Genomic DNA, 26,012 nt, shown 5'->3' on the forward strand with positions numbered 1-26,012 from the left:
TATGAACACCAATGATCTGATCGGTCGCGTGGCCGCCACCTGCCTTGCCGCGCAACTGGACAATTCTGATCCGACAACAACGGCTCGCTATCTCATTGATTCCCTGTCTGCGGAACAGACCGCCGCTGTGGCGACAGCTATCTTGGGAAATCCCGGTCTCGCGTCCCGAATCGACATCAAACTTCCGGATCACTGGCTTGCGGGTTTTGGCCTTCCAGCAGACTGTTTGACGTCGGAACGTGCTACGTTTTTCCGCAATGCCGAATGCAGCAAACCGGCAATGCTTCTGGCGACGCCAGGTGACGATGAACGGCAGTCGCTTGCGGATTTGACTGTTATAGACACGACGCTCCTTCGCTCGCAAGTTGAGCTCTGGGTAAAGGAGGCGTCAGCAGGTTTGCCCATCACGGACCAGCAGCGAAGAACTTGGATTGCAGCGCTACAAGGCCTGCACGATGTTGCCCAAGTGACGCTCGACGCGTTCGCGACATATGTTCTCCGAGTGCGAATCGAGGTCGCTGATCATGGAGAAGTCTTCCCGGATGTAATGGGTATTGCATTGCCAGTCCTACAATGGCCAAAAAATCCGGCGCTCTTCCGCTCACTGAACGACAGGACCGTCGGCCATGCCAGCAAATGGAAGCAGTTGTTTGCTTCAGTACAGAAAAGGCAGGCTTGTTATCTTAAAAAGTACACCCCGAGTAATCAAGTACTGTCCGCGGATGACCTCACCACGGCTTTCCAAAAGGTGAAGGACATAATTCCCGAGCCGTACCATGTTGCAATTCTTGCTTTTATCGCTGCGCCCAGTAAATGGAACTTGCAAGCGGAAGCACTCGCCAACATCGACTGGGAAGTAGTTAAGCCGCTTTTTGACGGGTTAAAGCCTGAAAAATTCAATTTAGGCAAGGCTACACTCGACTTCTTTGACGAACAGGAAGCTGACTCGCTTACGAAAGATGATTTAGTCTATCTCCAGGCGCTGTCAAGGCGTAACTCGTCGCAGGCGATCGCCGATGATGTCGCCTTCTACCGGACACATCGACTTGACCTGAAGGACGACCCTCGCCTCAAGTCCAAGTGGGACAGGTTTGTATTCGGAACTCCCGTTGAGGCCACTGACTTCCTTAGTGGACTTGCTCTATGCCTAGAGTCCCTGTTCGATCAGAATCTTCCGGAAAACTGCAAGCGGGTGCTGATGATCTCATCCGATCGACGAAGCAAAGCAGATCTGCGAAAACTCAACGTAGATGCGGGAAAGTACTTCGTTTTTCGCTATCGAGGAATTCGTGATCTCATCGGTCGCAGTCGTTTCGACGTCGGCGAGCTCTTCGATTTTGACCGTATTCACGCCGACTGGCTCAGTGATGCAGGAAACGGCAGGAAAAAATACAAACCAAATGACTCTGCCGCGCGGGCCGCGCTCGAAATCAAGTTCTATGTGCAACTTATCGTTGACGATGGCGATTTTGAGAATCATCGCCAACTGATCTGGCGATTCGACCCATCGGCAGTAAGTAGCGAACTGGTTTCCGACTGGGAACGCCTGATCGACCATCCCTTGCCGCTCTGCGAAGTTGCTCGTGAGCCGGTTGGTTCGAAAGGACAAGCACAAGCGTTGGATCTTCAGGAAATCCGAAGCCTGGCTGCGGCCTTTGGACAAGATCGCGGCTCCCTGATTCGCGTCTACCGCAAGGAGTACGACCTCTCACTTTTATGGGAGAAAAACGTCTCCTCACTTGTTGCGCAAGGATTACTCACCGAAGAACTGGCGATCGAATTGCGAGAGCTGTTTCGACAATTCGTCGACAGTTACACCACCGCAATTGAAACCTTCCCTAAAGTCAGTGTGGCCGCTACTGAGATCAGGGACCAATATGAAAAATACGGCAAGTTGATCGATGCAGTTACCACAAGAGCACGGGGTGACCGTCTTCGCGACCTGCTGGTCAAACCCCTGCTCGCTATCGGCGTAGTACCGGTAGTTGGCGCGGCGCCTGCCGCTATTATCGCACCATGGAATCCGCTCAGAATGATGGGCATGGCCGCGAAAGCAACCCGACTCGCGGATCTTCTTGGTCATTTGCTTAAGGCCCCAGCAATATTATTTGGCGACCCTGCGCTTTATTTCAAAGAAATGAAGGACGAGCTTCAGCATGCCTACTATCCAGAGCTGGCACTCGGTTGGCGCGAACGTAAGCCCGAGCTATTGAGTCTGACAGACAGCGTAGCCGATTACACACTCCACGAGCTTCCTCTGCGCGGTACTTCCCAAGAGTCGGAAACCAACGAGAGCCCGATCCAGACGGCGAGTCAGATCGTTGATATGGTGCAACGGTACATTGCCCTGTTTCCTCACGAAAGAGCGAACCTCTCAGCGGTCCTTTATAACTGCGACTCCGCCAGCTTGCCTCAGGCAGTCGTGAATCGCGTGAACGAGTTGCATGAAGACGATGAAGACATGCGCTGCGAGGTTGTCCTCCGCCATCGCGACAAGGAGAAGCTCCACCGTTTGTATGAGCAAATATTAGAGTCCTCTGACGTCGACGCTGACGGATTCATTGGCAGCGAAGCCAGTCGGGATTTCATGGCCCGACTGCGAATCGGAATCATGGCAGATGAAGCGCCTGTCCCCGACCAAAAGGACGGACCTAGCAAGGATATTGTATTTCTACATGACGTGATCTCACGTCACGCAGTTCTTGAATGGTATCGGGAAGACGCAACGCCTGCCAACGTCGACGAGCTGGTACCTGCACGTTGGTCTCGTCGCAGACCGTCCGCTCGCGATGAGGAGAAATCGATCGTATATCTGACGTGCCCGGTGCAGACGAGGGAGGGGTGGAGCTATGTCACCGCTCTGACGAGCTTCTTTCGGCCCGACTGGCACGAAGACATGACGCGCAGGTACCTGCCAGCGCGACAGCTTGACTTCCATGATCCAACAACCGCCAAGATTTTCGAGGAGACACACAATCTGGGCAACTGGGTTGTCAACTTCGACGAATTACTTGATCGGAGGCAACTCGTCAACCAAGGGGTTCGCGTTATTCGCTATAAGCAGTCAGCTTCGCAAGGCCGAAACCTGCTTGTGTCGTCGAATGCCTCTCTTGGTCTGTTGCAAACAATGATCATTGGTCGAATCAAGGACCTTGCTCCGGAATTATCCGACCCGCGTGTACGTGCGCTCGCGAAGCGATTCATCGACGACGCGAATCTCATATCTGGCGATCTCGTGCTGCGCGCTGCGAAGAGGGGGCGAAACGCTAGCGAATTGATGGGGGTAGTGCTGAGCTATTTCCTAGTCCGTCAGGAACTGGGCTCGGATAATCGCATTGGCTGCTATTTTCTTGATGACTATGCAGAATGGCTTGGCGAAGAAGGTCAGCAAATTGCAGATCTGCTGGTGATCAGCCCAGAGATTCTTCCTGACGGCTCGCGACAACTTGCGGTAGTCGTCACTGAATCAAAATATATTGGAGATGCATCTCTCGCGGAAAAGCGAAAGGAATCCCAGAAACAGCTGCGGGACAGCATGCGTCGAATCGAACAAGCCCTGTTCGGCGATCCACCACGACTGGATCGCGACTTATGGCTTTCGCGCTTTTCGGATCTTCTGTTGTCCGGCATTCCTTACTCCGCTGGCGACCCGATCGATCTCGTCACATTCCGTCGCCAGGTTCGCGAGGGCCATTGCAAAATATTCTTACGTGGTTACTCGCATATCTTCGTTTCCAGTCCGAACGAAGAGGAGAATTCCGATTTCGCAGTGCTTGCCGATTGCCACGGCTCGTATCAAGAGTCCTATTCACGTGCGAAAACGCGTCTCCTGCTTCTTGCTTATGAAGAGAATGCAAGTGCAGACACAATCCGCTTTTCCGTTGCGGAACAGCCCATCGTACAAAAGCGCGAATATAAAGCGGTCGGCTCTGGGGCATCAACACCAGCTCTCAGGCGCGCTGTGTCCGGAAGAAAGGACAGACCGCATGTACCAACTTTCGAAAGTGGTCTGGCAATAGACAGTTTGTCTGCAACGGAGACCCCATCAGTCGGTATGGGATCGTTACCTCTCGACGTCGATAGCTTGCCTGAAGTGAACTATACGAACACCGACAGGGTGTCCACCACCGCACGAGGGGACATCCCCCAAAATGGTTGGTGTACCGCTGCCGTCGCAACAATTGTTGCTTCACGCCAAACAACGTCGGTTGTATCAGAAGCTGAAGCCGCGTGGTTACGTGATGTGGTGATGGCGACCCGCACCGCGTTACAACAATTTCAGCTGAACGCCAAAGTCGTAGGCGAACCCCGACTCACCCCGAACGCGGCGATCATCCGTTTTCAGGGTGCGATCAACATGACGGTAGAGCAGGTCCTGAAGCGACGCTCCGAGATGCTGACGACGCACTCGCTCAACGTTATCTCGGTACGCCCGGAGCCCGGCGTTGTCTCGATATCAATCGAGCGCCCTCAACGTCAAACCCTCCATACGCTTGATGTATGGCAGCGGTGGTCACCACCGACAGCAGATGGGAATCACCGCCTGCTGGTCGCTGTCAAGGAAGACGATAGTAGTCTCGTATTTGTTTCCCCAACGGAGAATGCTCCTCATACTCTAATCGCTGGCTCAACCGGTAGCGGCAAATCGGTGCTCATGCAGAACATCATTCTTTCCATTGCATGTACCAACACGCCAGAGCAGGCTCGCATCATCCTGATCGATCCAAAGATGGGAGTGGATTATTTTGCATTCGAGGGTCTCCCTCACTTGGGTGACGGAATTATTGAGGAGCAGGAACAGGCCATTGAAACACTAAATGGCCTCATTGAAGAAATGAACCGTCGTTACACAATCATCAAAGCAAACAGATGCTCCAACATTTTTGAGCTCAACCACAAAACTGGCGCAACAGAGCGACTTCCGTGTCTCTGGGTAATCCACGATGAATTCGCTGAATGGATGATGACCGATACCTACAGCCACACCGTGGCAAATGTCGTCAGCAGGCTGACAGTTAAGGCCCGCGCAGCAGGTATCTTTCTTATTTTTGCAGCCCAGCGACCGGACAATCAGGTTATGCCCATGCAGTTACGGGCAAATTTGGGAAACCGGCTCATCTTACGAGTCGATTCTGAAGGGACATCTGAGATCGCTTTGGGCGGTGAGAAAGGTGCTGAGCGTCTCCTAGGACGTGGTCATATGGCCGCGAAGTTGGAGGGTCATGTTGGCCTGATCTACTGCCAGGTTCCTATGTTAACCTCTTATGAGATAGCCGAAATGGTTGAGTCTGCAAAGCAGGCGGATCAAGTCGCTGCGAACTCCCGGCCGACGCTCGAGGGTTAGCGAGGTAAGCCACGCGCAATTCAGCTCCGACTCTTCACGTTTCCTACAGGCTGGCCGGCGAGTGTTAAACATATGCGCTCGCCGGATCAAGGCTTTTCCAACAGGGACGTTGAATCTGGCATGCCGTTTGACCAGCCGATGCCGGCCTTCGATGCCAGCTTCGGTCTAGTACCTCAGCGCGCCTGCGATCTATCGTCCTTAGATTGCAGCAAACCCTCGTGGACTCTCGGGATAGAGTCGGCGCAAAGGTATTTCACGTATGGGGTTCAATCAGCTGTGAAGTTGATCAACGCGCACGGCCTCGGCGCGGAACGCGCTGAGGCGCTGCCGCTACGGTAGTCAAACAAGCTAACTGTCTTGCCCCCCAGCTCATCCCTCTGCCGCCATCCACGGGCCCAATCGAAATTCACGCTTCCGCCTGCCGACGCTGATACGGGAACAGCGCAACCTCCAACCCATTTTTTACGTTATCAACGGACGTAGGATGTTCAAAATATTTAAACTTGATAACACCATTTTCCGCACTTCCCTCCCCAGCCTCAGAAAGAGTAACCATGAGGTTTTCGTTTCGTCCGAAATATGTGCACAATTTTGACAGATTCGGGGGCGGCGGGGCGTGTTCCGACATCAATTTTCCCAGCTCATCGAGAATCCAATCCTGGAATTGATACGAGAAAATTACCGTCTTTTCTAGCGGATCAGCTTCGCGTTCCCCATCAGTGCTTGGAATACGCCCCATCGCCAAAACCGCGGGGACATAATCCTGACCAACAAGATCCGCCTGAAATGAAATTTCAATACCTTTTGCAACATTTATTTTTATTCGAACAAATGCCTGCAAAGCAATAGAAAAGGACGGATCAACTGGCGTGCCAACCCGCGAAACCTGAGAAAGTGCCAAATCCTTTATTTCCTGTGCGAACACCTCGGATAGCCTGGCAATGCGCTTGAAATTACTATCGTCCTTCAACGCAGAATTTTTAATAGTGCAAAGACGTTTAATCTCCCACGTAATTCGACTATAAACAACCATGCCTGCCTGAACGTGCTTCAAAACCAGCTTCCCTTTGCCAAACGCGTAAGCTTTTCCTAAAAGCTCGTGCAGACTACGACTTGTATCGTGAATCAATCCCCGAACGCACAGTACTTCGTGCGAAGCCAGACAACGGATTAAATCGCAAGCGGGAGAGATAACTAGCAGCAACGAGCGTTCTCCTTCCGAACTACCAGAGATATCTTCGATAACATCGCCGAATGAGAATGCAGTGTCACCACCTGCGGGTGAGAGCGGCGCAACAGCAATATCCGAAAAAAGTTCGAACAATACGCTGCCAGGCAACAATTTTCCATCAAGCTGGGGGTATTGATTTTCGGACGGCAACAACTGCCGCTGCAGATTTGAATTACTTCTTAGCTTCGAAGCAAGAGCTTCCGATAAAAACCATGTTAGATATCCCTGAACAGACTCACTTTCCGCATCGAGTCTGAGAGATTTTAGCGTTGTCAGATCATGTAACTCTAGCCTGGAAACTTCTTCGTCCAACGAATTTGCAGACTCTCGGATAGCTGCGCGAATAGACTGTAAATAGCCATTTAATTGTGTGGCCGGATCATACTGAGCCAAACAACGGTCTAAAGTTTTTCTTAAGAAGAGGTCGGCGATGTCTTTTTTATCTAACGTAGAGAAAAATGCACTCTTAATTCCCGTCCCATTCCGAAATAGCGTCAGCTCTTCCTGTCTAGGCAGACGGGAAGACATCAGCATAATGACTTTCGGCCAAGATTTTTGTTCCAACTCAAATTCAGAAGAAAGTTCATTCTTCGCTGCCGCATGAAGTTGCATAGCCTGTTCGGCTGTTGTAACGCCTCCCAGATAGAAATCGACAAATGCAAGCGCACATGCCCTTAGCGCGGGACCAGCATCCGCTATAGACGAGAAGGTCAACGGTTCGACTTCGAAGTAGCCTCGAAGGAATTCGACCAAGGTGTCAACTCGATGGCGTGACGTGTCGTATGCGGCGGCGAAATCGCCTAAAAGAGGTTTCAACAGATATTCATGCTCGCCCCGTCGAAAGATAGACCATAGTTCATCGACCCGTGTCTCGACTGCAGTCATCAGCTCAACAACATCCCCATCGTCGTCACCGCTGATTCGCAAAAGGTCGCGTGTTAGAGCGCGAGCCTTCGAATCACCGTCTATCAACTGGTAGAACCGCGTGTAGGCTTCCGCATCCAGACGTGAGAAGTTCGGAGGAACCAAGTCGTCATCAACCACGACAACGGATCCACTCTTAATTTTTATAGCTTCCACCAAATTCATTTCTTATTTTTCCGCGAAACGAAGTTCAAACCCATGATGTACGCCTTCGTGGGCTGGCAGCAGTTCCAGCGTAGCGTCGTTCTCTGATGCGAGACGCTTGGCTATATACAGTCCAAGCCCCCTGCCTTCTTTGGGTTTGGTTGAATAAAATGGATCAAAAACTCTTCCGCCGATCGTATCTGGAATTCCCGGCCCAGTATCGGTAAACTGAATGGTGCCAAGTTGAGGATTTATCAATGCTCGAATTTCTGGCGGTTTTTTTCTATCCAATCTACGGACGAGCCAATAGGTCGAGTTATTCAGCAAATTATCAAATATCTGGATAATCTGCCCCTTTTCGACTTTTCTGGAAAATATTTTTTTTGGGTTTACTTCGATATTAAACTGAATGCCATGGCGATGTAATTTTGTCTCGTAGAATTCCTTTACCAGTGAGACAAGACTGGTGATATCGAGAATAGCTTTGCGTTGCCGCCCAGGTATGCTCAATTCATCAATGACGCGAACCCGTTTATTTAATGTCTTAAGTTGGGCCTCCAGCATCTCCAATTTAGCTGGATCGCGTACTGTTCGCTTGTCTTTTAATAACTCGAGGGCGGCGTCGGTCGATCGGGCGAGTTCGTGTGCCAATAATTCGACCATTAATCCAACACCTGCCAAATGACTGTACTTTTCCACCTCGGAGTCTTTCGCCTCCAAGGCCGCCTTTGCACGATCCCACGCGTCCTGTACTTCCGCTAGTTCGACAAGGATTGTTTGGACCACGGCCGACTCGCCCGGCACACGATCCCGCAGTCGCTTCAGGTTAAACGCTGCGGCGTCACTCGCGTCAACAATCCTCGTATCGATGTCTCGGATGGTCTCTTCGTCTGCCGCTTTGTTTTCCTTGTCGACACGCTCAAGGAATGTTTTACAGTCGGATATGATGGCCTGTCTAAGAAGACGACGGAGAGCTTCCTTTTGAGGACAATCGCGGAAGCCTTCGCGATTCGTCTGATCTTGCAGGTTGGGATTGCCATGCGAAGAAATTCGTAAATAGCCGATAATTTGCGCTCGATTCAACTTATACGCGGAGCTCGCGAGCGCCTTTCTATCGAGGTCAAGCCAATCATCCGCGGCTGAACCATACGGATACACTCGAAACCCATCCCTGTATACGAGGAGCCCACCGCTCCAGTCGCGGACGAACTTACGGAGGCCTGACGCCCACAGCTCTTTATCTTCCTTCTGTAACCGACCTCGATTGAACCACCAGAATTTTGCCTCAAAATCCCCTAGAGTCGATAGGGCTGCAATGACTTCATCGGAACGAGGCAGGCGGTCTGAGGCTTTTGCCCGTACGGTGCGTCGTCCCGGTGGGTGGCTCACACTATCCCGAAGGTGAGAGCCATGATGTACTAGCTTCTCGGCCTTGTCGTCGAACCGCCGATAGACAGTCGTCACTTCCATCCCTGCGATTTGCCCGGTTGCACTATCTCCTGGACTGCCTGCCTTAAATGAAATGGTGCACTCCGCGTCCGCAAATTTCAGATTGCTAGACCGGAACGCAGTGACCAACGTCTGATCCTCTCCTTGGAATTTAATTCGCAAGAACTGATTTGCGTAATTCACTTTGAATGGATCAGCCAGCTTTGAGAGATCAGCATCAGCCAGTTCGGTAAGTTTATCTATCGTCCAGTCGGATTGAATATCTCGAATCGTGATAACCGTGCCCGTGGAGGTCGACAAACTTGGCTGCCTTGGTTTGGGTTCAAATTGCAACGCTCCAGCATCGAGATCGGGGTCTCGAAAAACAGGCCGCCAATCCAGCTCCAGTTCAAATTCGGCTGGCTTGGTACTTGCCCTCGACGCCACGTTAACATGATGTCCAATACGCATCGCGGCGAGACGGCCAATGCCCTTTTCCCCCAAAGGAACGATGACAGAGGCCTTGTCAGATGCCAGTGCCAGCTTCTTCTGCTTGAGCCTGCTCGGCGTACCAACCGTCAGATAGCACGTGCGCAATGCATCATCGTCCATCCCGTGTCCGCTATCGATCACCTGGATTCGATTCCCATCGAAACATGCCGCCTTCAAAGCAAGAAGTGCTTGACTCGGTCCAGAAACGTCACGCATTCGTGTCAGAAAATCGTTCCGTGCCGCCTCTGATGCTGTGGACTCGATATGCTCGGCTAAATCAAACGAGAATTCTTCTTTGTTCCAGTCCTTGGTATCGACCGTGCTCCACTTTGATTCGAGCTCTCTCTGTGACGACGGTTGCATGATGATGTTGACATCGATCTCAACGCGCTTGGACCCTGCATCGATGCCGTTTTTTATCAGCTCATACAGAGCCACGGCATCCGAGCTTATCAGCTCGGCCCCCAGTTCCAGTAAAACCCGAGCCTTGAAATAAATTGACATTTTTATAGGTTGTACAGCGCGAATTGGATTGTCGGCGACGAGTCACAGTTGACAGACTAGACACCCTTGATCATCGTCTTCATCAAGATCCTCTGCTGCGTCCGCTTGGGTAAACACCTCCAATAGAGTGGCGTTTTCCCTTCTAGCCTTCTGACGTTCGAAGCGAATAATATGCTCGCGCTTTATCGCTTCAACTCGTTGTGGCTGCTCTAGTTCTGCCAAGCTCTCACCTTGGCTCCACGTAAAGAAATTGCCGGTCTTGTCGTACGGTTTTTCGTACGCCTTCGCCTTTTCATATAGGTCCGGATGAGTTTCCTTCAGGCGGACCCACTCGATCTTCTGTTGATAGAAGCAGAAATAGCATCCAGATCTGGTTCTACCCCACTTTGTGTAGGGGGGCATCCCAACCCCCGACGTACGGAGAATTTCCTCGATATCCCGGAGTATGAGTCCATCTTCCTTGAAGGGATACACTGCCTTGATATTCGGCTTGTGACTGATGTAACCACCGCGATCTTCATCGGCACGAAGTCCAACATAGTTGACGACTTCGTCATTTCCGCAGTGTTGTTCGAATGGTTTGAGCTTCAACGCACGCGTGCACCAACGGCGATGGTTTGAGGGAATCATCCCCCCGTACATTTCATACCAGTGATCAAACCCAACATCTGCATTCAGCCGCGTGACCTCTTTGCCAAGGTAACTGCTGATACGCTCAAGATATTCATAGGTCTCCGGCAACTCCTTCCGCGTATCGCTGAAAATGTATTCCATTTCCGGCACCCTGTCGCGAAGGTAAATTGCCAGAGCCGCACTGTCCTTCCCTCCGGAGAGACTAAGGATATGCCTAGTGCGCTTTTCGTTTGCCATCAGACGATTCCTCCTTCAACGATGCATTGATCTGCAGGCCATGAAGCTCCTGCAATGCCTGAGCTAGGGCCGCTGCAGCTAACTGATGATCGCCGCTTGCAGCGTCGGATATCATTTTCACGACGTCCCGGGCCAAATCTTTCGACTGGTCAGTAGTATTGACGAACAGGCTGGACTCCTGCCCTCCGGGCATTGTCAACGTTAGTCCCACGAACCGTTCCGTGGTGCGGGGCAGCCGGCTGCGTTGCGTCACCAATCGCATCCAGCGCTTGTACTGGCCACACAATTCAGTCAGAGACTGTGAAAAGCGACCCAGTGTCTCGTCCGTCCACGCATCAAGAGAGCGCTGCACAACCAGATTCGCGATTGAATCCAGCCACTTCTCATCAGTAAGAGAAATGTCCGTGCAACGTAGAATGAAACTTTTTAAGCGAACGTCAGCGAGATCCGCAGCGAGTCCGGCGCACTCGGTCTGAAGCTGATTTCTCACGCGACTCAAGGGCCCACTGATCTCGAACGATTGACCGACGTCAACTGATACTGTGTCCTGCAGTCGCCGATGTGCAATTCCAAGTTCCGACAGCGTTACCGACAACCAGTTGACAAAGGTTGCCTTCGATTTTGTCTGTGAATGCTGTTCTGGCAGACTAATCGTCAGTAACTTGATCGGATCCTGTGCCTTTTTAAGCACAGATCGAACTAGGACGGCGTCCTTGTTCAATCGCCCGGTTTGCATCGAGAACTCAGGCAAACGCCCAAACCATCGGTATAGACTTCTCGCCAGTTCCAACCAGGTCAATTCACCTTCAACCACGCAGCCGATCGCTGCCATTGCCACCCGATAGTCGTGCAGCAACTTTCTGCTGCGATCGCCCTGTGGAAGTTCCCGCAGCTCGACGGACTGCGGATTCTTGAATATTCGCTGCAGATGTTCCGCAGTCAACTCAAGGACGAGCGTTCCCCGTTCGAAAATGGCGCAACGGCTCCGGTGAATGATCAGATAGAGGATGATCCATATACCCGCGGGCCCGGCCCGGATGCCCAGCGGTGCACTCGCTAGCCGCTCTGTCACGCTCGCAAATGTGGCGGGCGTCTCTGCACACAGTTCTTCAGCGATAGCCGCCCAGACCGCTGTGATGTCGAGTTTAGCGGCTCGCGTTGGAGCGACCAGTTCCCAGTGTCCTTCCTTTTCCGTCCATATGCCGGTATCGCGAAGCAGCGTTGAGTGAATCAGACGCTCAGGGGGATACTCGTTTGCCCCACAGATCTGGCGTGACGAATCGCCACCTATCAACACATCAAACAGACGTTGACGCGCTAGCACGATCGCCGGGGCGGGCTTGTCTTTATTAATCAGTTCGTTGACGATCCGCGGTGTTTCGCTATAGACAGTATCGAACAGCCATGAAGCCAACTGGCTCACATTCATGTTCCGGCTACCCGGGATCGGCTTTCCCTTGTGCCAGTATTCGCATCCAGGACGCCCTGGGAACGGATTAAGTTCGGACAGCACCAATCGCCCAACTGATTCACGGGCCTCGTGCAGACGGCCGCCCACATACTGACTGGTCCAAGGATCAAGCCTCTTGCTTGTCACCTCTCGTTGGACCGCAAGCCAGATGGAATATTCTGCCAAGGCCGCTCTGGCTTCTGCAGACAAAGGCATGCAGGCACCAATAGTCAGTTCGCCAGCCTCGCTTTTTAGCTGGTGCCGGACCGCAACTTCGGCATCGGGTCCACCTGTCACTAGCACCAATTTCAACCAGCCATCAGGCTGCGCTTCATCAATTTTGGCACCGGGGATCTGCGGCCACGCCGCAGGCGAACCGGCGACAATCTTCATTGTCCGGATAGTGCCGCTGGTGTCGTAGTGCTTATTCGCAATAGTGAGGCGATGCGCCAAAACCGCCGAAATGCCCCGGACGATCAGCTCGTCTTCGCTTGCGCGCGCGGCTTGCTCATATAGCGCTTCGATGTTGACTGCGTCGGAGACGGCAAACGAATATTCCGACCCATTTCTACGATGTATCAACACCCCATGCTCGACTAACCGATCAAGCGCTGCGCTCATGGCTTTCGTTGTCACATCTCCCAAAGAGAAAGCAAGAAAGCCTGCCGTAATGGGTGTGCCGACGACCGCTTCAATCAGCTCCATCACGGCAATGGATTTCAGTGCGCGCACAGCCAGAGGGTCCAGCGTCTGGCGTTCGACCGTCGCACGCGCGAATGTCCAGCGTCGTTCTGCAGCTAGGTCTCTAAAGCGCAGCCCATAGCCGCCGGCAAGATAATCGAAAAGGTCCGGAAGGCGATACCACGGCGTCTCGGCAAGCGAGTTGCGCTCAGCAAAATCACGAAGAGCGAATGGCTCGTTGCCACGCAGGAATGCGTGAAACGACCGCTCGCTTTGCCCGTACCGCTTTGATATGACGGCAAGCGCCGCAACGCTGAGCGGATGAAGAGGATACAGTTGCTCAGCCCGCTCGAAGAGTCTCTGATCAACAGACATCGGCGCGCGCAGAACTCCATATTCCAACGCTTTCGCATAGGTCGAGCGAGCGTCATCCGCAAGTCCCGACTCCCGGGCAAGACGTGCCTTCCCTGTGATCGCGTGAGCCGCGAAATGTGCGTATCGTTCAATAGGTTCGTCGAAAGGTATCTCCTCGAACCTTGAGGCCACCTTGTGCCATTCATCGCTGAGCGAACGACCAACGCCAGCGGCGTAGCTCGCAAAGTGCTGGTGCAGCATTGCAACCACTGCGAGGCTAGGTCCATCAGCCCGACACGCTTGTTCAGCAATCTGCTGCAATGCAATCAGATCACCGTGTTCGGGATAGAGCGCGGCATGCTCAACAAACTTCCCTACCTCATCAACCAGCAGAACGACTCCATCGTAGCCTGCGACTACGGCTGCGCTGGCAAAGTCCGAGATCAACTCGCCAGCAACTGCGTTGAGCGGCCTGCTTTTGTAGGTACCAGCCTGTTCGTCAAGCTGCTTCCTCAGCGCGGTGGCAGCCTTGTTTTGGAGCCATCCCGATAGCGCATTCCGGACCGCGACCGCCAATGCCAACCCGATCGACACTCGCGCGCCAACCACAGCAAGGGGAAAGCGATGCGCGTCCTGATACAGGGCAGCGACGCGAGGAGCTGATCGGTGCAGCAGTTGCGATGCCGCCGGATGTTCAGCTTGTCCAGAAAAAAGCTGCGCAACCATCACCCCTAGCGCCGACTTGCCGCTGCCATAAGGGCCCACGATTTTCCAGGCCCTTTGCGCGTTGCCTGCGGCGACTGCTTCGCCGATCTGCTTTAATGAAGCGATCGCGTTTGGTGTCGGAAGGTAGTTTTCGACAGCAGACTCGTCACGGAGGTCGCGGTCCAATGCAATTGAACGCGTATGGCGCCCACCTAATTCAATAGCATCGATGATTCGTTCAGACATGCGGGTAAGCCTCCTCTACCACTTGTAGCAGGAACTGTGGATCCAGGTGTTCCGGATTCAATACGACACTTTGCGTGTCGGCCGTATCAACAAACCGAAGCGCCCCCGCCAGCTCCGTATTGCACAGATTTTCAACAAAAACCCGCAGCTGATGCTCATCCAGTCGAAAAACCAGTCCCGGACTTCCGACGCCCCTCAACAGTTGATTGAAATCGACTGACTGCACACCGTCACCCCGTCGAAGCATGAATTGCACGAGGGCTATGCCGAAAACGCGCAGCGTCAATCCCACCGGAGCACGAGGATCAGCGCTGAACATCACCCGGCCGTCCTCTTCCTTTGTTGCCTGCAGTAGACCCAGATCTTGAAGCGGGCACCATGACGTGTCGTCAGAGCCGCGCTCTTCCTGATAATAGGTTTGTACGAAGATGCCGGTGTGCTGTTCGAGGGTGCTCGACGCCAGAGGCCGTGCGGCTCCTTCGCCGCGGCGAGCAAGTGCCTCAACCAGCCTCTGCCGTTCGAACCGGATCAGGCGTCCCTCCGCAAATACTTCGCGCCATGCCGCCAAACCAGCCGTCGTGCAGAGCTGCCAGTGAATAAGCCACAAAGACTCGAGCGACTCTAGGTACGGGTCCAATGCCCCCTGTCCCCTGAAAAGCAGCGAACCCACAGGACCAGGTGTGTGCCCGCGTGGTCCCATAGACTGCAACACGCCCGATGCCTCTGCCCAAAACTGGATCGATTTCACCATATTGCGTCCGATACCAAGCGCAACCATAGCGCGGTCCTCGTTTCGCAACAGTTCGGGGTCTGCGCTTACAGCCTTGAACACCTTCGGAAGCCACCCATAGCGACACACGAACGATTCATGACCGGAAAACCGCTCGTTGGCAGAGTTACTCATTGTTTTCTCCGACTTCTTGTTTTGCTTTCAGGTGCAGACCGAGCTTTCGCGTCGGTCAGCTCGGGAGAGCGTTCAAGAATGATTGTCTTTGTCGACGAATCAAAATAGATATCGACCGAATCTCCTTCCTGTAACCCAGCATTGTGAAGCAGCTGTTCAGTCAACGCGACCCGGCCTGTTTTTTGAACCTTTTTGGTCCCAAAAAGTACTTTCATTAGTACCTCCGCATCCTTCGCGATGGAGATTTTGATACCAGAATGCTACCAGAACCAAGGCGAATCGCTATCTATTGCTGACCTGCAACGAAAGTTCTCCGTCGCTTGAACTGCGGTTGCCTGCGCATTGACTCATCGGACTTGAGACTCACGTTGAGCCGTTGTCTTACCTAGTTTGCTATCTGTCAGATCGTCGGGCGGAACGCGTTACGAGATAACGCTGAAGTAGGGCAGTGGCCGCGGGATAGCGGACGGTGGCGCCTGGCGCATGTCCCGTCGCAGGTGTGACTTGCCAGGCAGCGGGTCGGCTCTCAGTCTCGCACGGGGAGCGCACGACCACCCACCTATTGTCATCCGATTCGGCGCCGCCTCGGAACTACTTTCTCGCTCTGAACTTTGATCAAGTCGACGACTTGTCGCGTGCATTGTGGGCGTAGCTCACGTGGATAGGGCGAATGAGCCAAGCATCGCGCATCCGGGATAGCCATCCCGGCCAACGATAGCACGCCCCGCAGTCGGAGTGGACCACAGGCCGCTCACAACAATCAGCCACCGACTCCATGGCCGAATCCAGCATGGTATTTACGAGTTCAGCATCTGGTCGTGTGCCGATTGACAAGCTCACGACGAGACCGTCGAAGCAGTCGATCACTGGCCGGCTGGGATCTGGAGTGGAGCAAGAGGTAGGGCGTAGTCGAACTATCTCCCTAACCCAACTGTCTGATGGCCGCCCTGATGCGCTTTCCCAACTTCAGATAAAGCTGAACAGCTTGAATGCGGTCTTCGTACGAGTGCATGGACTACCTCTAGGTAGTCCATGATTTTGTCCCCCCCCGGGTCAGGATTCAGTACAAATCAACACTCAAGGCTCCAAAGCTGTGCCGAAAAGCCCACTGCTGTTAACGGAAACCATGATCCCAAAGTGGAAACAAAAACCCCGCGAGCCTTACGGTACGCGGGGTTTCGGGAATACTGTGGAACTGCCTGGAATATCTAATGGTGGAGAGGGGGGCGAACTCCAGATCTTCGTACCGCGAACCCTACCAAGTCGTTCGAAATTTTTAACCCTCGCGAGTCTGAAAACCGAGCTTCGCCCAAGATCGCTCGTATAGCCTATGCGTGCAGGAATGGCGATCACTTTCCGTCTAAGTAGGTCAGTCGCATTAACTCCGTCGCGCAGTCGCACAACTGTGGCGCCAGTCGCACATACTCTGGCGCCCTACGGAAATGCTAAACATCAAACATCAATATTCCCCGCCCTCAACGCATTAGACTCAATAAACGCCCTACGCGGCTCCACATCATCCCCCATAAGCGTAGTAAAAATCCCATCAGCAGCGATAGCATCCTCGATCTGCACCCGCAGCAACCGCCTGACTGTCGGATCCATCGTAGTTTCCCAGAGCTGCCCAGGATTCATCTCCCCGAGCCCCTTATACCGCTGCAAGGAGACATTCCGCTCAGCATCGGCAATCAACCACTTCATAGCGCTCTTGAAGTTATTAACCGCCATACTCCGCTCACCGCGCCGGATAACAGCCCCAACCCCGATCAACCCTTTGAACGTATCGGCAGTAGTAACCAGCTGCTGATAATCCGCAGTCAACTGAAAATCCTGATCGATAACCGAGATCTTCAGATTGCCGTGATGCTTCCGCTCCACCCGCAACGACCGCTGTTCCCGCACAGCGTCATACATCGCATGCACGAACACCTCGGGCTTCAAAGGATCATCCCGCAGATGAGCCTCAAGCACCTTAGCCGAAGCCTCAGTTGAAGCCTCATCGGTGAAATCGATCACAACACCATCCATGACCGCTTCCATGGCCTGCGCATCGTAAAGCCGGCTCAACCGGTTCACGACAGCCTGAGCAAGCAGATAAGACCGCGCCAGCTCACCAAGCGCATCGCCGGCAATAGGCGTCGCATTCTCAGTAGGCACAAGATCGGAGCCCTGCAGCGCAAGCTTCAACATATGCGCATTCCGCTCCGACTCATCCTTTAGATACCGCTCATCCTTACCCGCCTTGATCTTGTACAGCGGCGGTTGCGCGATATAAACAAACCCACGCTCGATCATGTCCGGCATCTGCCGATAGAAGAACGTCAGCAGCAGCGTACGGATGTGCGCACCGTCCACGTCCGCGTCGGTCATGATGATAATGCGGTGATAGCGCAGCTTGTCGAGGTTGTAATCGTCCTTGCCGATCCCGCAACCCAGCGCGGTAATCAGCGTAACGATCTGCTCCGACGAAAGCAGCTTGTCGTAGCGCGCCTTCTCGACGTTCAGCACCTTGCCGCGCAACGGCAGGATGGCCTGAAACTTCCGGTCACGCCCCTGCTTGGCGGAGCCGCCAGCCGAGTCACCCTCGACGATATAAATCTCCGACTTCGCCGGATCTTTCTCCTGGCAATCGGCAAGCTTGCCCGGCAAACCAACGCCGTCCAGCACGCCCTTGCGTCGCGTCATCTCGCGCGCCTTGCGCGCAGCGTCACGCGCACGCGCAGCATCGACGATCTTGCCGCAGATAATCTTCGCGTCAAGCGGCGTCTCAAGCAGGAATTCTTCAAGCGCCTTGGCAACCACATCCTCAACCGGCGCACGCACTTCCGACGAAACGAGCTTGTCCTTCGTCTGCGCGCTGAACTTCGGCTCCGGCACCTTGACGGACAACACGCAAGACAACCCTTCGCGCATGTCGTCGCCGGACGTCTCGACCTTCGCCTTCTTGGCGACTTCGTGATCGGCAATGTACTTGTTCAGCACACGCGTCATCGCCGCGCGCAAACCGGTCAAGTGCGTCCCACCATCGCGCTGCGGAATATTGTTCGTGAAGCACAGCACATTTTCGTTGTAGCTGTCGTTCCACTGCATCGCGACTTCGACGCCAACACCATCTTTCTCGCCACTCACGTGGAAGATAGTCGGGTGCAATACAGCCTTGGTCTTGTTGATGTACTCGACAAAGCCCTTCACGCCGCCGACAAACGCGAAATCGTCTTCCTTGCCCGAACGCTGATCGGTCAAACGAATCCGCACGCCGTTATTCAGGAACGACAGTTCGCGAATGCGCTTCGCCAGAATGTCGTAGTGATATTCGACATTGCCGAAGATCGTATCGTCGGCGAGGAAGTGCACTTCGGTGCCGCGGTTTTCGGTGTCACCCACCACCAGCATCGGCGATACGCGTTCACCGTCCACTTCTTCGACGATGCGGTTCTGCGGCACACCACGATGGAATTCCATGAAGTGCTTCTTGCCATCACGACGCACCGTGAGGCGCAGCCATGCCGACAGTCCGTTCACGCACGACACGCCCACGCCGTGCAGCCCGCCGGACACCTTGTAGCTGTTCTGGTCGAACTTGCCGCCGGCGTGCAGCTCGGTCATCACGATTTCAGCGGCGCTGCGCTTCGGATCGTGCTTGTCGTCCATCTTCAGGCCGGTCGGCACGCCACGGCCGTTGTCGGTGACGGAGACCGAGTTGTCGGCGTGAATGATGACCTGGATGTCGTTGCAGTATCCGGCCAGCGCTTCGTCGATTGCGTTGTCCAGCACTTCGAATACGAGGTGATGCAGACCGGTGCCATCCGATGTATCGCCGATGTACATCCCGGGTCGCTTCCGGACGGCCTCCAGACCTTCGAGGATCTGAATGGAAGAGGCGCCGTAGCTGTTATCGGGTTGCGAATTGTTCGTTTCAGTCATGGATTTTTTCCGGTTCTGCGTTACTGCCTGGTTGCTGCTTCAGGACTTTCAAAACACCATAAAAACGCCAAAGGGGCACTGCGCCCCTTGGTGTGTTCTTATTGTCGGTTGCGTCAGATGCGCATCGGCATCACTACGTACTTGAATTCCTCGTTCTCAGGAATCGTGATCAGCGCGCTGGAACTCGCGTCGCCGAGGCTGACCTGCAGCATGTCGACCTTCAGGTTCGCGAGCACGTCGAGCAGATACGTGACGTTGAAGCCGATATCGATGGTGTCGCCCTGGTAGGCGATTTCCAGTTCTTCCTGCGCCTCTTCCTGATCGGCGTTGGTGGACATGATCTTCAGCTGGCCCGGCTCGATGATGCAGCGCACGCCCTTGAACTTGTCCGACGTCAGAATCGCCGCGCGTTGCAGCGAGCGTTGCAGTTCTTCGCGACCGATCAGGAACGTGTTCTTGTGCGACTTCGGAATCACGCGCTGGAAGTCGGGGAACTTGCCTTCCACCAGTTTCGATACCAGTTCGACCTGGCCGAACGTGAACTTCGCCTGGGTCGACGCGATTTCGATTTTCAGCGTGTCGTCGATATCTTCGAGCAGACGTTGCAGCTCAAGAATCGTCTTGCGCGGAACGATCACTTCCTGGCGAGCAAACGAACCTTCGATTTTCATCGACGAGTACGCAAGCCGGTGTCCGTCGGTTGCGACGGCCATCAGCTGGTCGCCATCGACCACGAGCAGCATGCCGTTCAGGTAGTAACGGATGTCCTGCTGCGCCATCGCGAAATGGACCATGCCGAGCAACTGGCGGAACGTCTTTTGCGGAACCGACAGGTTGGCGCCGAAATCTTTGGCTTGTGCGACGGTCGGGAATTCGTCCGCGGCGAGCGTCTGCAGCGCGAAACGACTCTTGCCCGACTGCACGGTGAGGCGCTTGTCGGTCAGCGTCAGGCTGACCTGGCCTTCAGGCATCGCACGCAGGATGTCGAGCAGCTTGCGTGCGGCCACCGTAGTCGCCACCGACTCTCCACCTACGCCGAAATCGGCGCGCGTGGTGATCTGCAGTTCGAGGTCCGTCGACAGGAACGACACATTGGAATCGCTCTTGGTGATCAGCAGGTTGGCGAGGATCGGCAACGTGTGGCGGCGTTCGACGATGCCGCTCACGGTTTGCAGCGGCCTGAGGAGGTTATCGCGTTCGGTCTTGACCAGTTGCATAGAGTTCCTTCGTTGATATAACGGCCTGCGCGCCCCGCCCGGCTCACCACCGCGCGCCGGCGGCCCCCTGCCGGTGCCGCCGCGCCCAGCCGGACATGGCCTGAAAACCCGCCTGCGCCCGCCGGGCGGTTAAACCTGTATTGTGCCTGAAAACGAAACCGCTTCCCTAAAATGGGGACGTTCCGCGAAATAAACAGGGCCGTTTTGCCGCGCCAGTCTCAGTCCTCTTTCGGACCGCCTGAACTGGCCTCGCGCCCTTCGTTTTTTCGCCTCACGATTCCCCGCTCAAACCGCACACGCCCGCTCAGCCCTTCAACGTCTGCTCAAGCACGTGCAGCTCATGATTCAACTGTGCATCCTTGCTGCGTTCATCGGCAATCTTGCGCACCGCATGCAGCACGGTGGTGTGATCGCGCCCGCCAAACAGCTCGCCGATTTCCGGCAGGCTCTTCTGCGTCAATTCTTTGGCCAGATACATCGCGATCTGCCGCGGCCGCGCGATATTCGCCGGTCGCTTCTTCGAGTACATGTCCGCGACCTTGATGTTGTAGAAGTCGGCAGCGGTCTTCTGGATGTTCTCCACCGAGATCTGCCGGTTCTGCACGGTCAACAGGTCTTTCAGTGCTTCCTTGGTCAGTTCGATCGAGATTTCGCGGCCATGGAATTTCGAATACGCGAGGATCTTGCGCAGCGCGCCTTCGAGTTCGCGGACGTTCGAGCGCAGGTGCTTCGCGACAAAGAACGCGACGTCCTCGTTGAGGCTCACATCTTCCGATTGCGCCTTGCGCATCAGGATCGCGACGCGCATTTCCAGCTCGGGTGGCTCGATCGCCACCGTCAGGCCGGAATCGAAGCGCGAGATCAGCCGGTCGTCGATCCCGGAAATTTCCTTCGGGTACGTATCGCTCGTGATGATGACCTGCGCCTTGTTCGCGACCAGTGCCTCGAACGCGTAGAAGAACTCTTCCTGCGTCCGCGATTTACCGGAGAAGAACTGGATATCGTCGATGAGCAGCAGGTCGAGCGAGTGGTAATAGCGCTTGAAGTCGTCGAACGCCTTGCGCTGGTAGGCCTTCACCACGTCCGACACATATTGTTCCGCGTGGATGTAGCGGATCCGGGCGCCGGCCTTGTCCATCAGCAGCTGGTTGCCGATCGCGTGGATCAGGTGGGTCTTGCCGAGGCCGACGCCGCCGTACAGAAACAACGGGTTGTACGACACGCCGGGGTTGTCGGCGACCTGGATCGCCGCGGCGCGCGCGAGCTGGTTCGCCTTGCCGGTGACGAAGTTATCGAATGTGAGCACCGGGTTCAGCTTGGAGCGCTCGTACATCGGGTCGCTGTCGCCGTTGCCGGCCGGTCCTGACCCGGGACGCCACGTGCGGCGCGCCGCCGCGGCTTCATTCGCGTCGAGGCTGGGCAGATCGAGGTCGGTGGCATCGTCGCTGTGCTGGCCGGCCGTATGACCGCCATTCGAACCATGCGCCGAGCCATTGCCAAAGCGTGCCGCATGCGCGGCCTGCACCGCACCGACCGCGGCGCCGACGGCCGCGACGCCGCCTGCGTTGCTCTGGTTGCCAGCAGAAGAAGAGGATGTTTGCTGCCGTGCCGCCATCGGCACGGGCGCAGGCGCCACGGACAGACGCGACCCGGCCTTCGGATCGAGAACGAACTGGACATCGACCGGGGCCTGCCAGAAATCGCGGGCAAGATCGGTGATCCGGCCGGAAAACTGGCTCTTGACCCAGTCGAGCTTGAAGCGGTTCGGCGCGGCGATGCTCAGGGTATGCGCATCGGCGTCGAAGGCGACCGGGGCCAACGGTTTGATCCACGTCACGTACTGCTGGGGCGTCAATTCGCGCTCCAGCAATGCGGAACAGTGCTGCCAGAATTCGTTCATCGAGTTGCTGTCGTTATGTGCACGGCGGTCCGCTGGCGCTTCCTGGTCGCAAAACCCGCGACGAGGCCCGGAGCAGCACAGACGGAACTGCCCCAGGCGCTTGCACCACAAGGGTTTGCGGCAAGCAGGCGCAGCGGGGCGTCGTGCAGGATTCTTGGGATTAAGGCGAGATTCTAACGCCAAAACGACGCCGTAAGGGGAGTTATCCACAGGGCCGGACCAGTCGATCGGGACGTACGGGGGTGTCGGAACAAGCCTCTAAGCTATTGACGACCAAGAGAAAACCGGCTTAAATAGCGGGTTCGGCGTAAACCAATTTCCAGCACCACCGTTCATTGCGTTCCCTGCGATGCTCGCGCGGTCATTTCTCAACAAGTGAGAGCAACATGAAACGTACTTACCAACCTTCCGTGACGCGCCGCAAGCGCACCCATGGCTTCCGCGTTCGCATGAAGACTGCGGGTGGCCGCAAGGTCATCAACGCACGCCGCGCGAAGGGCCGCAAGCGCCTCGCGATCTAAGGGCTGCTTCAAGCGGATTGCGCGCCGTGTCCGGCACCCGCGCTTCAGCGGGAACGGCTCACACGCCGCAGCAGGGATCGATTCCGTTGCGCGCGCAGGCCGCCTTCCCCAAAGCCGCAAGGCTGCTGAAAACGGATGAATTCTCATCCGTTTTTCGTTTGCGCCCGTGGCGCCGCTCTGCGCATTTCGTCGTGTACGCCAGTCCGACAGGCAACGAAGCGCGCTTAGGGCTCGTGGTCGGCAAGAAGCACGCACCGCGGGCTGCCACCCGCAACCTCGTGAAGCGCCTCGCACGCGAGGCGTTCCGGTTGCGGCGCGCCGACTTCGCCGGCTGGGACGTGCTGCTGCGCCTGCATACGAAGATCGACAGGAAGGCGTTGCCCAGCGCCTCGTCGCCGCCGCTGAACGCGCTGTGTACTGAAGAGATCAAGATGCTGCTCGACAAGGCCGCGCGTGAAATCGCCAGGCGTGAGGCGCAGCCCGCTGCACCTGCACCGCTTACACCGCCGGCTGCGACGCCATGACGCGCAACCGGCGTCGGCCCGCTCCGGTGAGCGCGGTGCCCGATCTTCCCCCTGTGCGGCGCAATCCGGTCGCTCAAGCCATGCAAACGGTACTCATCGCGTTGCTGCGTTTTTACAAGGTTGCCGTCAGTCCGCTGCTCGGCGACCGGTGCCGTTTTTATCCTTCCTGTTCCGATTACGCGCGCGAAGCAATCCAGTATCATGGCGCCGCGCGCGGAACTTACCTCGCCGCCAGGCGCCTGTGCCGCTGCCACCCGTTTTCGGCGGGCGGCATCGATCTCGTCCCGCCTCCCACTTCTGAAAAGCGCTGACGCGCCGTTCCCTCGACACTGAGACAACGCATGGATATCAAACGCACCGTCCTATGGGTCATCTTCTTCATGTCAGCTGTCTTGCTGTTCGACAACTGGCAGCGCGACCACGGACGTCCGTCGATGTTCTTCCCGGGCGCCACGCAGACGCATACCGCGGCAGGCGCCGCGCCGGGAACAACGACACCAGGAACCCAGTCCGCCGATCTGCCCACGGCCAATACGGCTGCGGGTACAGCGGCGCCCGGTAGCACGACGCCGGCCGCCGCCCAGGCGCAGCTGGTTCCGTTCAGTACCGACGTCTATAGCGGTCAGATCGACACCCGCGGCGGCACGCTGTCCAAGCTGTCGCTGATCAAGCATGGCGACGGCTCGCAGCCGGACCTCGTCATCACGCTGTTCGATCACACCGCCGATCACACGTATCTCGCGCGCACGGGCCTGCTCGGTGGCGATTTCCCGAACCACACTGACATCTTCACGCCGGTGCCCAACCAGCCGCACGATCTGACCGGCGACGCGAAGACGTTCCAGCTCAGCTTCGAATCGCCGGTAAAGGGCGGTGTGAAGGTCGTGAAGACGTACACGTTCACGCGCGGCAGCTACGTGATCGGCGTCGATACGAAGATCGTCAACGTGGGCACCGTGCCGGTCACGCCGACCGTCTATATGGAACTGGTGCGCGACAGCCAGCCGGTCGAAACGCCGCGCTTCTCGCACACGTTCATCGGACCGGCGGTCTACACGGCTGAGCATCACTTCCAGAAGATGACGTTCAGCGACGTCGACAAGAACAAGCAGGACTACGCGACCTCCGCCGATAACGGCTGGATCGCGATGGTCCAGCATTACTTTGCGACGGCGTGGATTCCGCAGCAGGGCGCGAAGCGCGACATCTATGTCGAAAAGATCGACCCGTCGCTGTATCGCGTGGGTGTGAAGGAACCGGTCGCGACGATTGCACCGGGACAGTCCGCTAATGTATCCGCGGAGCTTTTCGCTGGTCCGGAAGAAGAGCGCATGCTCGAAGGTATCGCGCCGGGTCTCGAACTCGTGAAGGACTATGGCTGGGTGACGATCATCGCGAAGCCGCTGTTCTGGTTGCTCGAGAAGATCCACAGCTATGTCGGCAACTGGGGCTGGTCGATCGTGCTGCTCACGCTGCTGATCAAGGCCGTGTTCTTCCCGCTGTCGGCGGCGAGCTACAAGTCGATGGCCCGCATGAAGGCGATCACGCCGCGCATGCAGGCGCTGCGCGAACGCTTCAAGGGCGATCCGCAGAAGATGAACTCGGCGCTGATGGAGCTGTACAAGACCGAGAAGGTCAATCCGTTCGGCGGCTGTCTGCCGGTGGTGATCCAGATCCCGGTGTTTATCTCGCTGTACTGGGTGCTGCTGTCGTCGGTGGAAATGCGCGGCGCGCCGTGGATGCTCTGGATTCACGATCTGTCGCAGCAAGACCCGTTCTTCATCCTGCCGGTGCTGATGGCTGTCTCGATGTTCCTGCAGACGCGTCTCAACCCGACGCCGCCGGACCCTGTGCAAGCCAAGATGATGATGTTCATGCCGATCGCGTTCTCGGTGATGTTCTTCTTCTTCCCGGCCGGTCTGGTGCTGTATTACGTGGTGAACAACGTGCTGTCGATCGCACAGCAGTACTACATCACGCGGATGATGGGCTCGAAGAAGAAGGCTGCCTGAGTCTGAGTTTGTCGGGCGAAACGGGAGACGTTGCCCGTTTCGCCCCAGTAAAAAACCGCCCGGTGCAGTTCATGCACCGGGCGGTTTTTTTATGCGGGTACGGCTTCCGCTTGCTGCGCTCAATCCTTGTCGGCGTCGCCGTAAAACTGCGAAATCAGTTCCTGCACGAGATACCGGTGATGCGGCGTCAACGCTTCGATCTTCGATGCGAGTTCCAGCGCCTCGGGAGACAGCGGATACTTCTCGCCGCGCGCTCTCGGCTTCGGCACCGTACGCTTCGCGTCGCCAGGTGGCGGCCCGTAGTGCAGCCAGTGCAGATCGACGTCGAGCCATTCGGCTAGCGTCTGTAGTTTGTCGGCGGTGGGGATCGTGCGGCCGCTCAACCACTTGTGCGCGGTTTGCGGCGAAATCGGATGCGCGCCGCGATACCGCAGATTGAAATGCAGCGCGAGCTCGGTTGGACCTTGAGGCGTCTCGGGGGCACGGCGCATCGCGAACTGCAGACGTTCGGTGAAGGCGGCTTTTTCTTCGGCGGTAGGCATGGCCGGATTGTGCAATTCGAGTGGTGTGACGCCGACAACCAGTTGCGCTATATTTATCTCTATTTAGTTATAAATAGCCCAACAATTGACTGACC

At 55.8% G+C, this 26,012-nt stretch carries 15 protein-coding genes and 1 pseudogene; 5 read left to right on the plus strand and 11 right to left on the minus strand.

The features are described from left to right. Position 1: 1 nt before the first annotated feature. Positions 2 to 5,344 carry an FtsK/SpoIIIE domain-containing protein gene (locus tag M0D65_RS24170; protein ID WP_266254899.1) on the plus strand — a complete coding sequence of 1,781 codons (5,343 nt, stop codon included), beginning with the start codon at positions 2 to 4 and terminating at the stop codon, positions 5,342 to 5,344. A gap of 406 nt (positions 5,345 to 5,750) precedes the next feature. Here the strand turns inward: M0D65_RS24170 and M0D65_RS24175 are convergent, their stop codons facing one another. The 10 genes and pseudogenes from M0D65_RS24175 to dnaA all read right to left on the minus strand — a co-directional run bounded on the left by M0D65_RS24175 (position 5,751) and on the right by dnaA (position 22,318). Beyond that, positions 5,751 to 7,664 (minus strand): hypothetical protein, encoded by a 1,914-nt coding sequence (locus M0D65_RS24175; protein ID WP_266254900.1) that lies wholly within the window; start codon positions 7,662 to 7,664, stop codon positions 5,751 to 5,753. Positions 7,665 to 7,667: 3 nt separating this feature from the next. Beyond that, positions 7,668 to 10,067, minus strand: a complete 2,400-nt coding sequence (locus tag M0D65_RS24180; protein ID WP_266254901.1) for a sensor histidine kinase — start codon at positions 10,065 to 10,067, stop codon at positions 7,668 to 7,670. A 42-nt stretch (positions 10,068 to 10,109) separates the two neighbouring features. Then, on the minus strand, positions 10,110 to 10,937 hold the full coding sequence (locus M0D65_RS24185; RefSeq protein ID WP_266254902.1) for a phosphoadenosine phosphosulfate reductase family protein: 828 nt from the start codon (positions 10,935 to 10,937) through the stop codon (positions 10,110 to 10,112). Next, the gene (locus tag M0D65_RS24190; RefSeq protein ID WP_266254903.1) at positions 10,915 to 14,373 is read right to left on the minus strand and encodes a hypothetical protein; all 3,459 of its coding nucleotides are present in this window, start codon (positions 14,371 to 14,373) and stop codon (positions 10,915 to 10,917) included. The genes M0D65_RS24185 and M0D65_RS24190 overlap by 23 nt, the downstream gene beginning before the upstream one ends. Further along, a complete protein-coding gene (locus M0D65_RS24195) occupies positions 14,366 to 15,277 on the minus strand; it encodes a DUF4007 family protein (RefSeq protein ID WP_266254904.1) in 912 nt (303 codons plus the stop codon). The genes M0D65_RS24190 and M0D65_RS24195 overlap by 8 nt, the downstream gene beginning before the upstream one ends. Then, positions 15,274 to 15,492 carry a hypothetical protein gene (locus M0D65_RS24200; protein WP_266254905.1) on the minus strand — a complete coding sequence of 73 codons (219 nt, stop codon included), beginning with the start codon at positions 15,490 to 15,492 and terminating at the stop codon, positions 15,274 to 15,276. Before M0D65_RS24200 ends, M0D65_RS24195 begins: the two co-directional genes overlap by 4 nt. Before the next feature lie 451 nt (positions 15,493 to 15,943). Continuing rightward, positions 15,944 to 16,147, minus strand: a pseudogene (locus M0D65_RS24205) (IS3 family transposase); the annotation flags it as partial. A gap of 582 nt (positions 16,148 to 16,729) precedes the next feature. After that, positions 16,730 to 19,201 carry a DNA topoisomerase (ATP-hydrolyzing) subunit B gene (gene gyrB / locus M0D65_RS24210; RefSeq protein WP_266254906.1) on the minus strand — a complete coding sequence of 824 codons (2,472 nt, stop codon included), beginning with the start codon at positions 19,199 to 19,201 and terminating at the stop codon, positions 16,730 to 16,732. A gap of 113 nt (positions 19,202 to 19,314) precedes the next feature. Next, complete coding sequence (dnaN, locus tag M0D65_RS24215) at positions 19,315 to 20,418, minus strand: DNA polymerase III subunit beta (protein ID WP_266254907.1); 1,104 nt, start codon at positions 20,416 to 20,418, stop codon at positions 19,315 to 19,317. A gap of 304 nt (positions 20,419 to 20,722) precedes the next feature. Then, positions 20,723 to 22,318 (minus strand): chromosomal replication initiator protein DnaA, encoded by a 1,596-nt coding sequence (gene dnaA, locus M0D65_RS24220; protein ID WP_266254908.1) that lies wholly within the window; start codon positions 22,316 to 22,318, stop codon positions 20,723 to 20,725. A 386-nt stretch (positions 22,319 to 22,704) separates the two neighbouring features. Between dnaA and rpmH the strand changes: the two genes are divergently transcribed. From rpmH to yidC, 4 genes are all read left to right on the plus strand, one after another. Beyond that, positions 22,705 to 22,839, plus strand: coding sequence for a 50S ribosomal protein L34 (gene rpmH, locus M0D65_RS24225; RefSeq protein ID WP_004198824.1), 135 nt, complete (start codon positions 22,705 to 22,707; stop codon positions 22,837 to 22,839). 26 nt (positions 22,840 to 22,865) lie between these two features. Beyond that, on the plus strand, positions 22,866 to 23,363 hold the full coding sequence (rnpA, locus tag M0D65_RS24230) for a ribonuclease P protein component (RefSeq protein ID WP_091017555.1): 498 nt from the start codon (positions 22,866 to 22,868) through the stop codon (positions 23,361 to 23,363). An 80-nt stretch (positions 23,364 to 23,443) separates the two neighbouring features. Continuing rightward, positions 23,444 to 23,674 carry a membrane protein insertion efficiency factor YidD gene (gene yidD / locus M0D65_RS24235; protein WP_091017557.1) on the plus strand — a complete coding sequence of 77 codons (231 nt, stop codon included), beginning with the start codon at positions 23,444 to 23,446 and terminating at the stop codon, positions 23,672 to 23,674. Between the two features lie 30 nt (positions 23,675 to 23,704). Next, entirely contained in the window at positions 23,705 to 25,375 is a 1,671-nt protein-coding gene (gene yidC, locus M0D65_RS24240) for a membrane protein insertase YidC (protein ID WP_266254909.1), read from the plus strand. A 119-nt stretch (positions 25,376 to 25,494) separates the two neighbouring features. Here yidC and M0D65_RS24245 read toward each other — a convergent pair whose 3' ends face one another. After that, entirely contained in the window at positions 25,495 to 25,917 is a 423-nt protein-coding gene (locus tag M0D65_RS24245) for a helix-turn-helix domain-containing protein (protein WP_170275890.1), read from the minus strand. Positions 25,918 to 26,012 lie beyond the last annotated feature (95 nt).

The organism is Paraburkholderia sp. CHISQ3 (genome assembly GCF_030464945.1).
In the GTDB taxonomy this organism is placed as follows: domain Bacteria; phylum Pseudomonadota; class Gammaproteobacteria; order Burkholderiales; family Burkholderiaceae; genus Paraburkholderia; species Paraburkholderia megapolitana.

Bases quoted from the DNA above. Each gene is read 5' to 3' on its own strand.
- gyrB (WP_266254906.1), bottom strand. From the start codon at position 19,201: ATGACTGAAACGAACAATTCGCAACCCGATAACAGCTACGGCGCCTCT.
- rpmH (WP_004198824.1), top strand. From the start codon at position 22,705: ATGAAACGTACTTACCAACCTTCCGTGACGCGCCGCAAGCGCACCCAT.
- dnaA (WP_266254908.1), bottom strand. From the start codon at position 22,318: ATGAACGAATTCTGGCAGCACTGTTCCGCATTGCTGGAGCGCGAATTG.
- M0D65_RS24200 (WP_266254905.1), bottom strand. From the start codon at position 15,492: ATGAAAGTACTTTTTGGGACCAAAAAGGTTCAAAAAACAGGCCGGGTC.
- M0D65_RS24245 (WP_170275890.1), bottom strand. From the start codon at position 25,917: ATGCCTACCGCCGAAGAAAAAGCCGCCTTCACCGAACGTCTGCAGTTC.
- M0D65_RS24190 (WP_266254903.1), bottom strand. From the start codon at position 14,373: ATGTCTGAACGAATCATCGATGCTATTGAATTAGGTGGGCGCCATACG.
- M0D65_RS24180 (WP_266254901.1), bottom strand. From the start codon at position 10,067: ATGTCAATTTATTTCAAGGCTCGGGTTTTACTGGAACTGGGGGCCGAG.
- M0D65_RS24170 (WP_266254899.1), top strand. From the start codon at position 2: ATGAACACCAATGATCTGATCGGTCGCGTGGCCGCCACCTGCCTTGCC.
- M0D65_RS24175 (WP_266254900.1), bottom strand. From the start codon at position 7,664: ATGAATTTGGTGGAAGCTATAAAAATTAAGAGTGGATCCGTTGTCGTG.
- yidC (WP_266254909.1), top strand. From the start codon at position 23,705: ATGGATATCAAACGCACCGTCCTATGGGTCATCTTCTTCATGTCAGCT.
- M0D65_RS24195 (WP_266254904.1), bottom strand. From the start codon at position 15,277: ATGAGTAACTCTGCCAACGAGCGGTTTTCCGGTCATGAATCGTTCGTG.
- dnaN (WP_266254907.1), bottom strand. From the start codon at position 20,418: ATGCAACTGGTCAAGACCGAACGCGATAACCTCCTCAGGCCGCTGCAA.
- M0D65_RS24185 (WP_266254902.1), bottom strand. From the start codon at position 10,937: ATGGCAAACGAAAAGCGCACTAGGCATATCCTTAGTCTCTCCGGAGGG.
- yidD (WP_091017557.1), top strand. From the start codon at position 23,444: ATGCAAACGGTACTCATCGCGTTGCTGCGTTTTTACAAGGTTGCCGTC.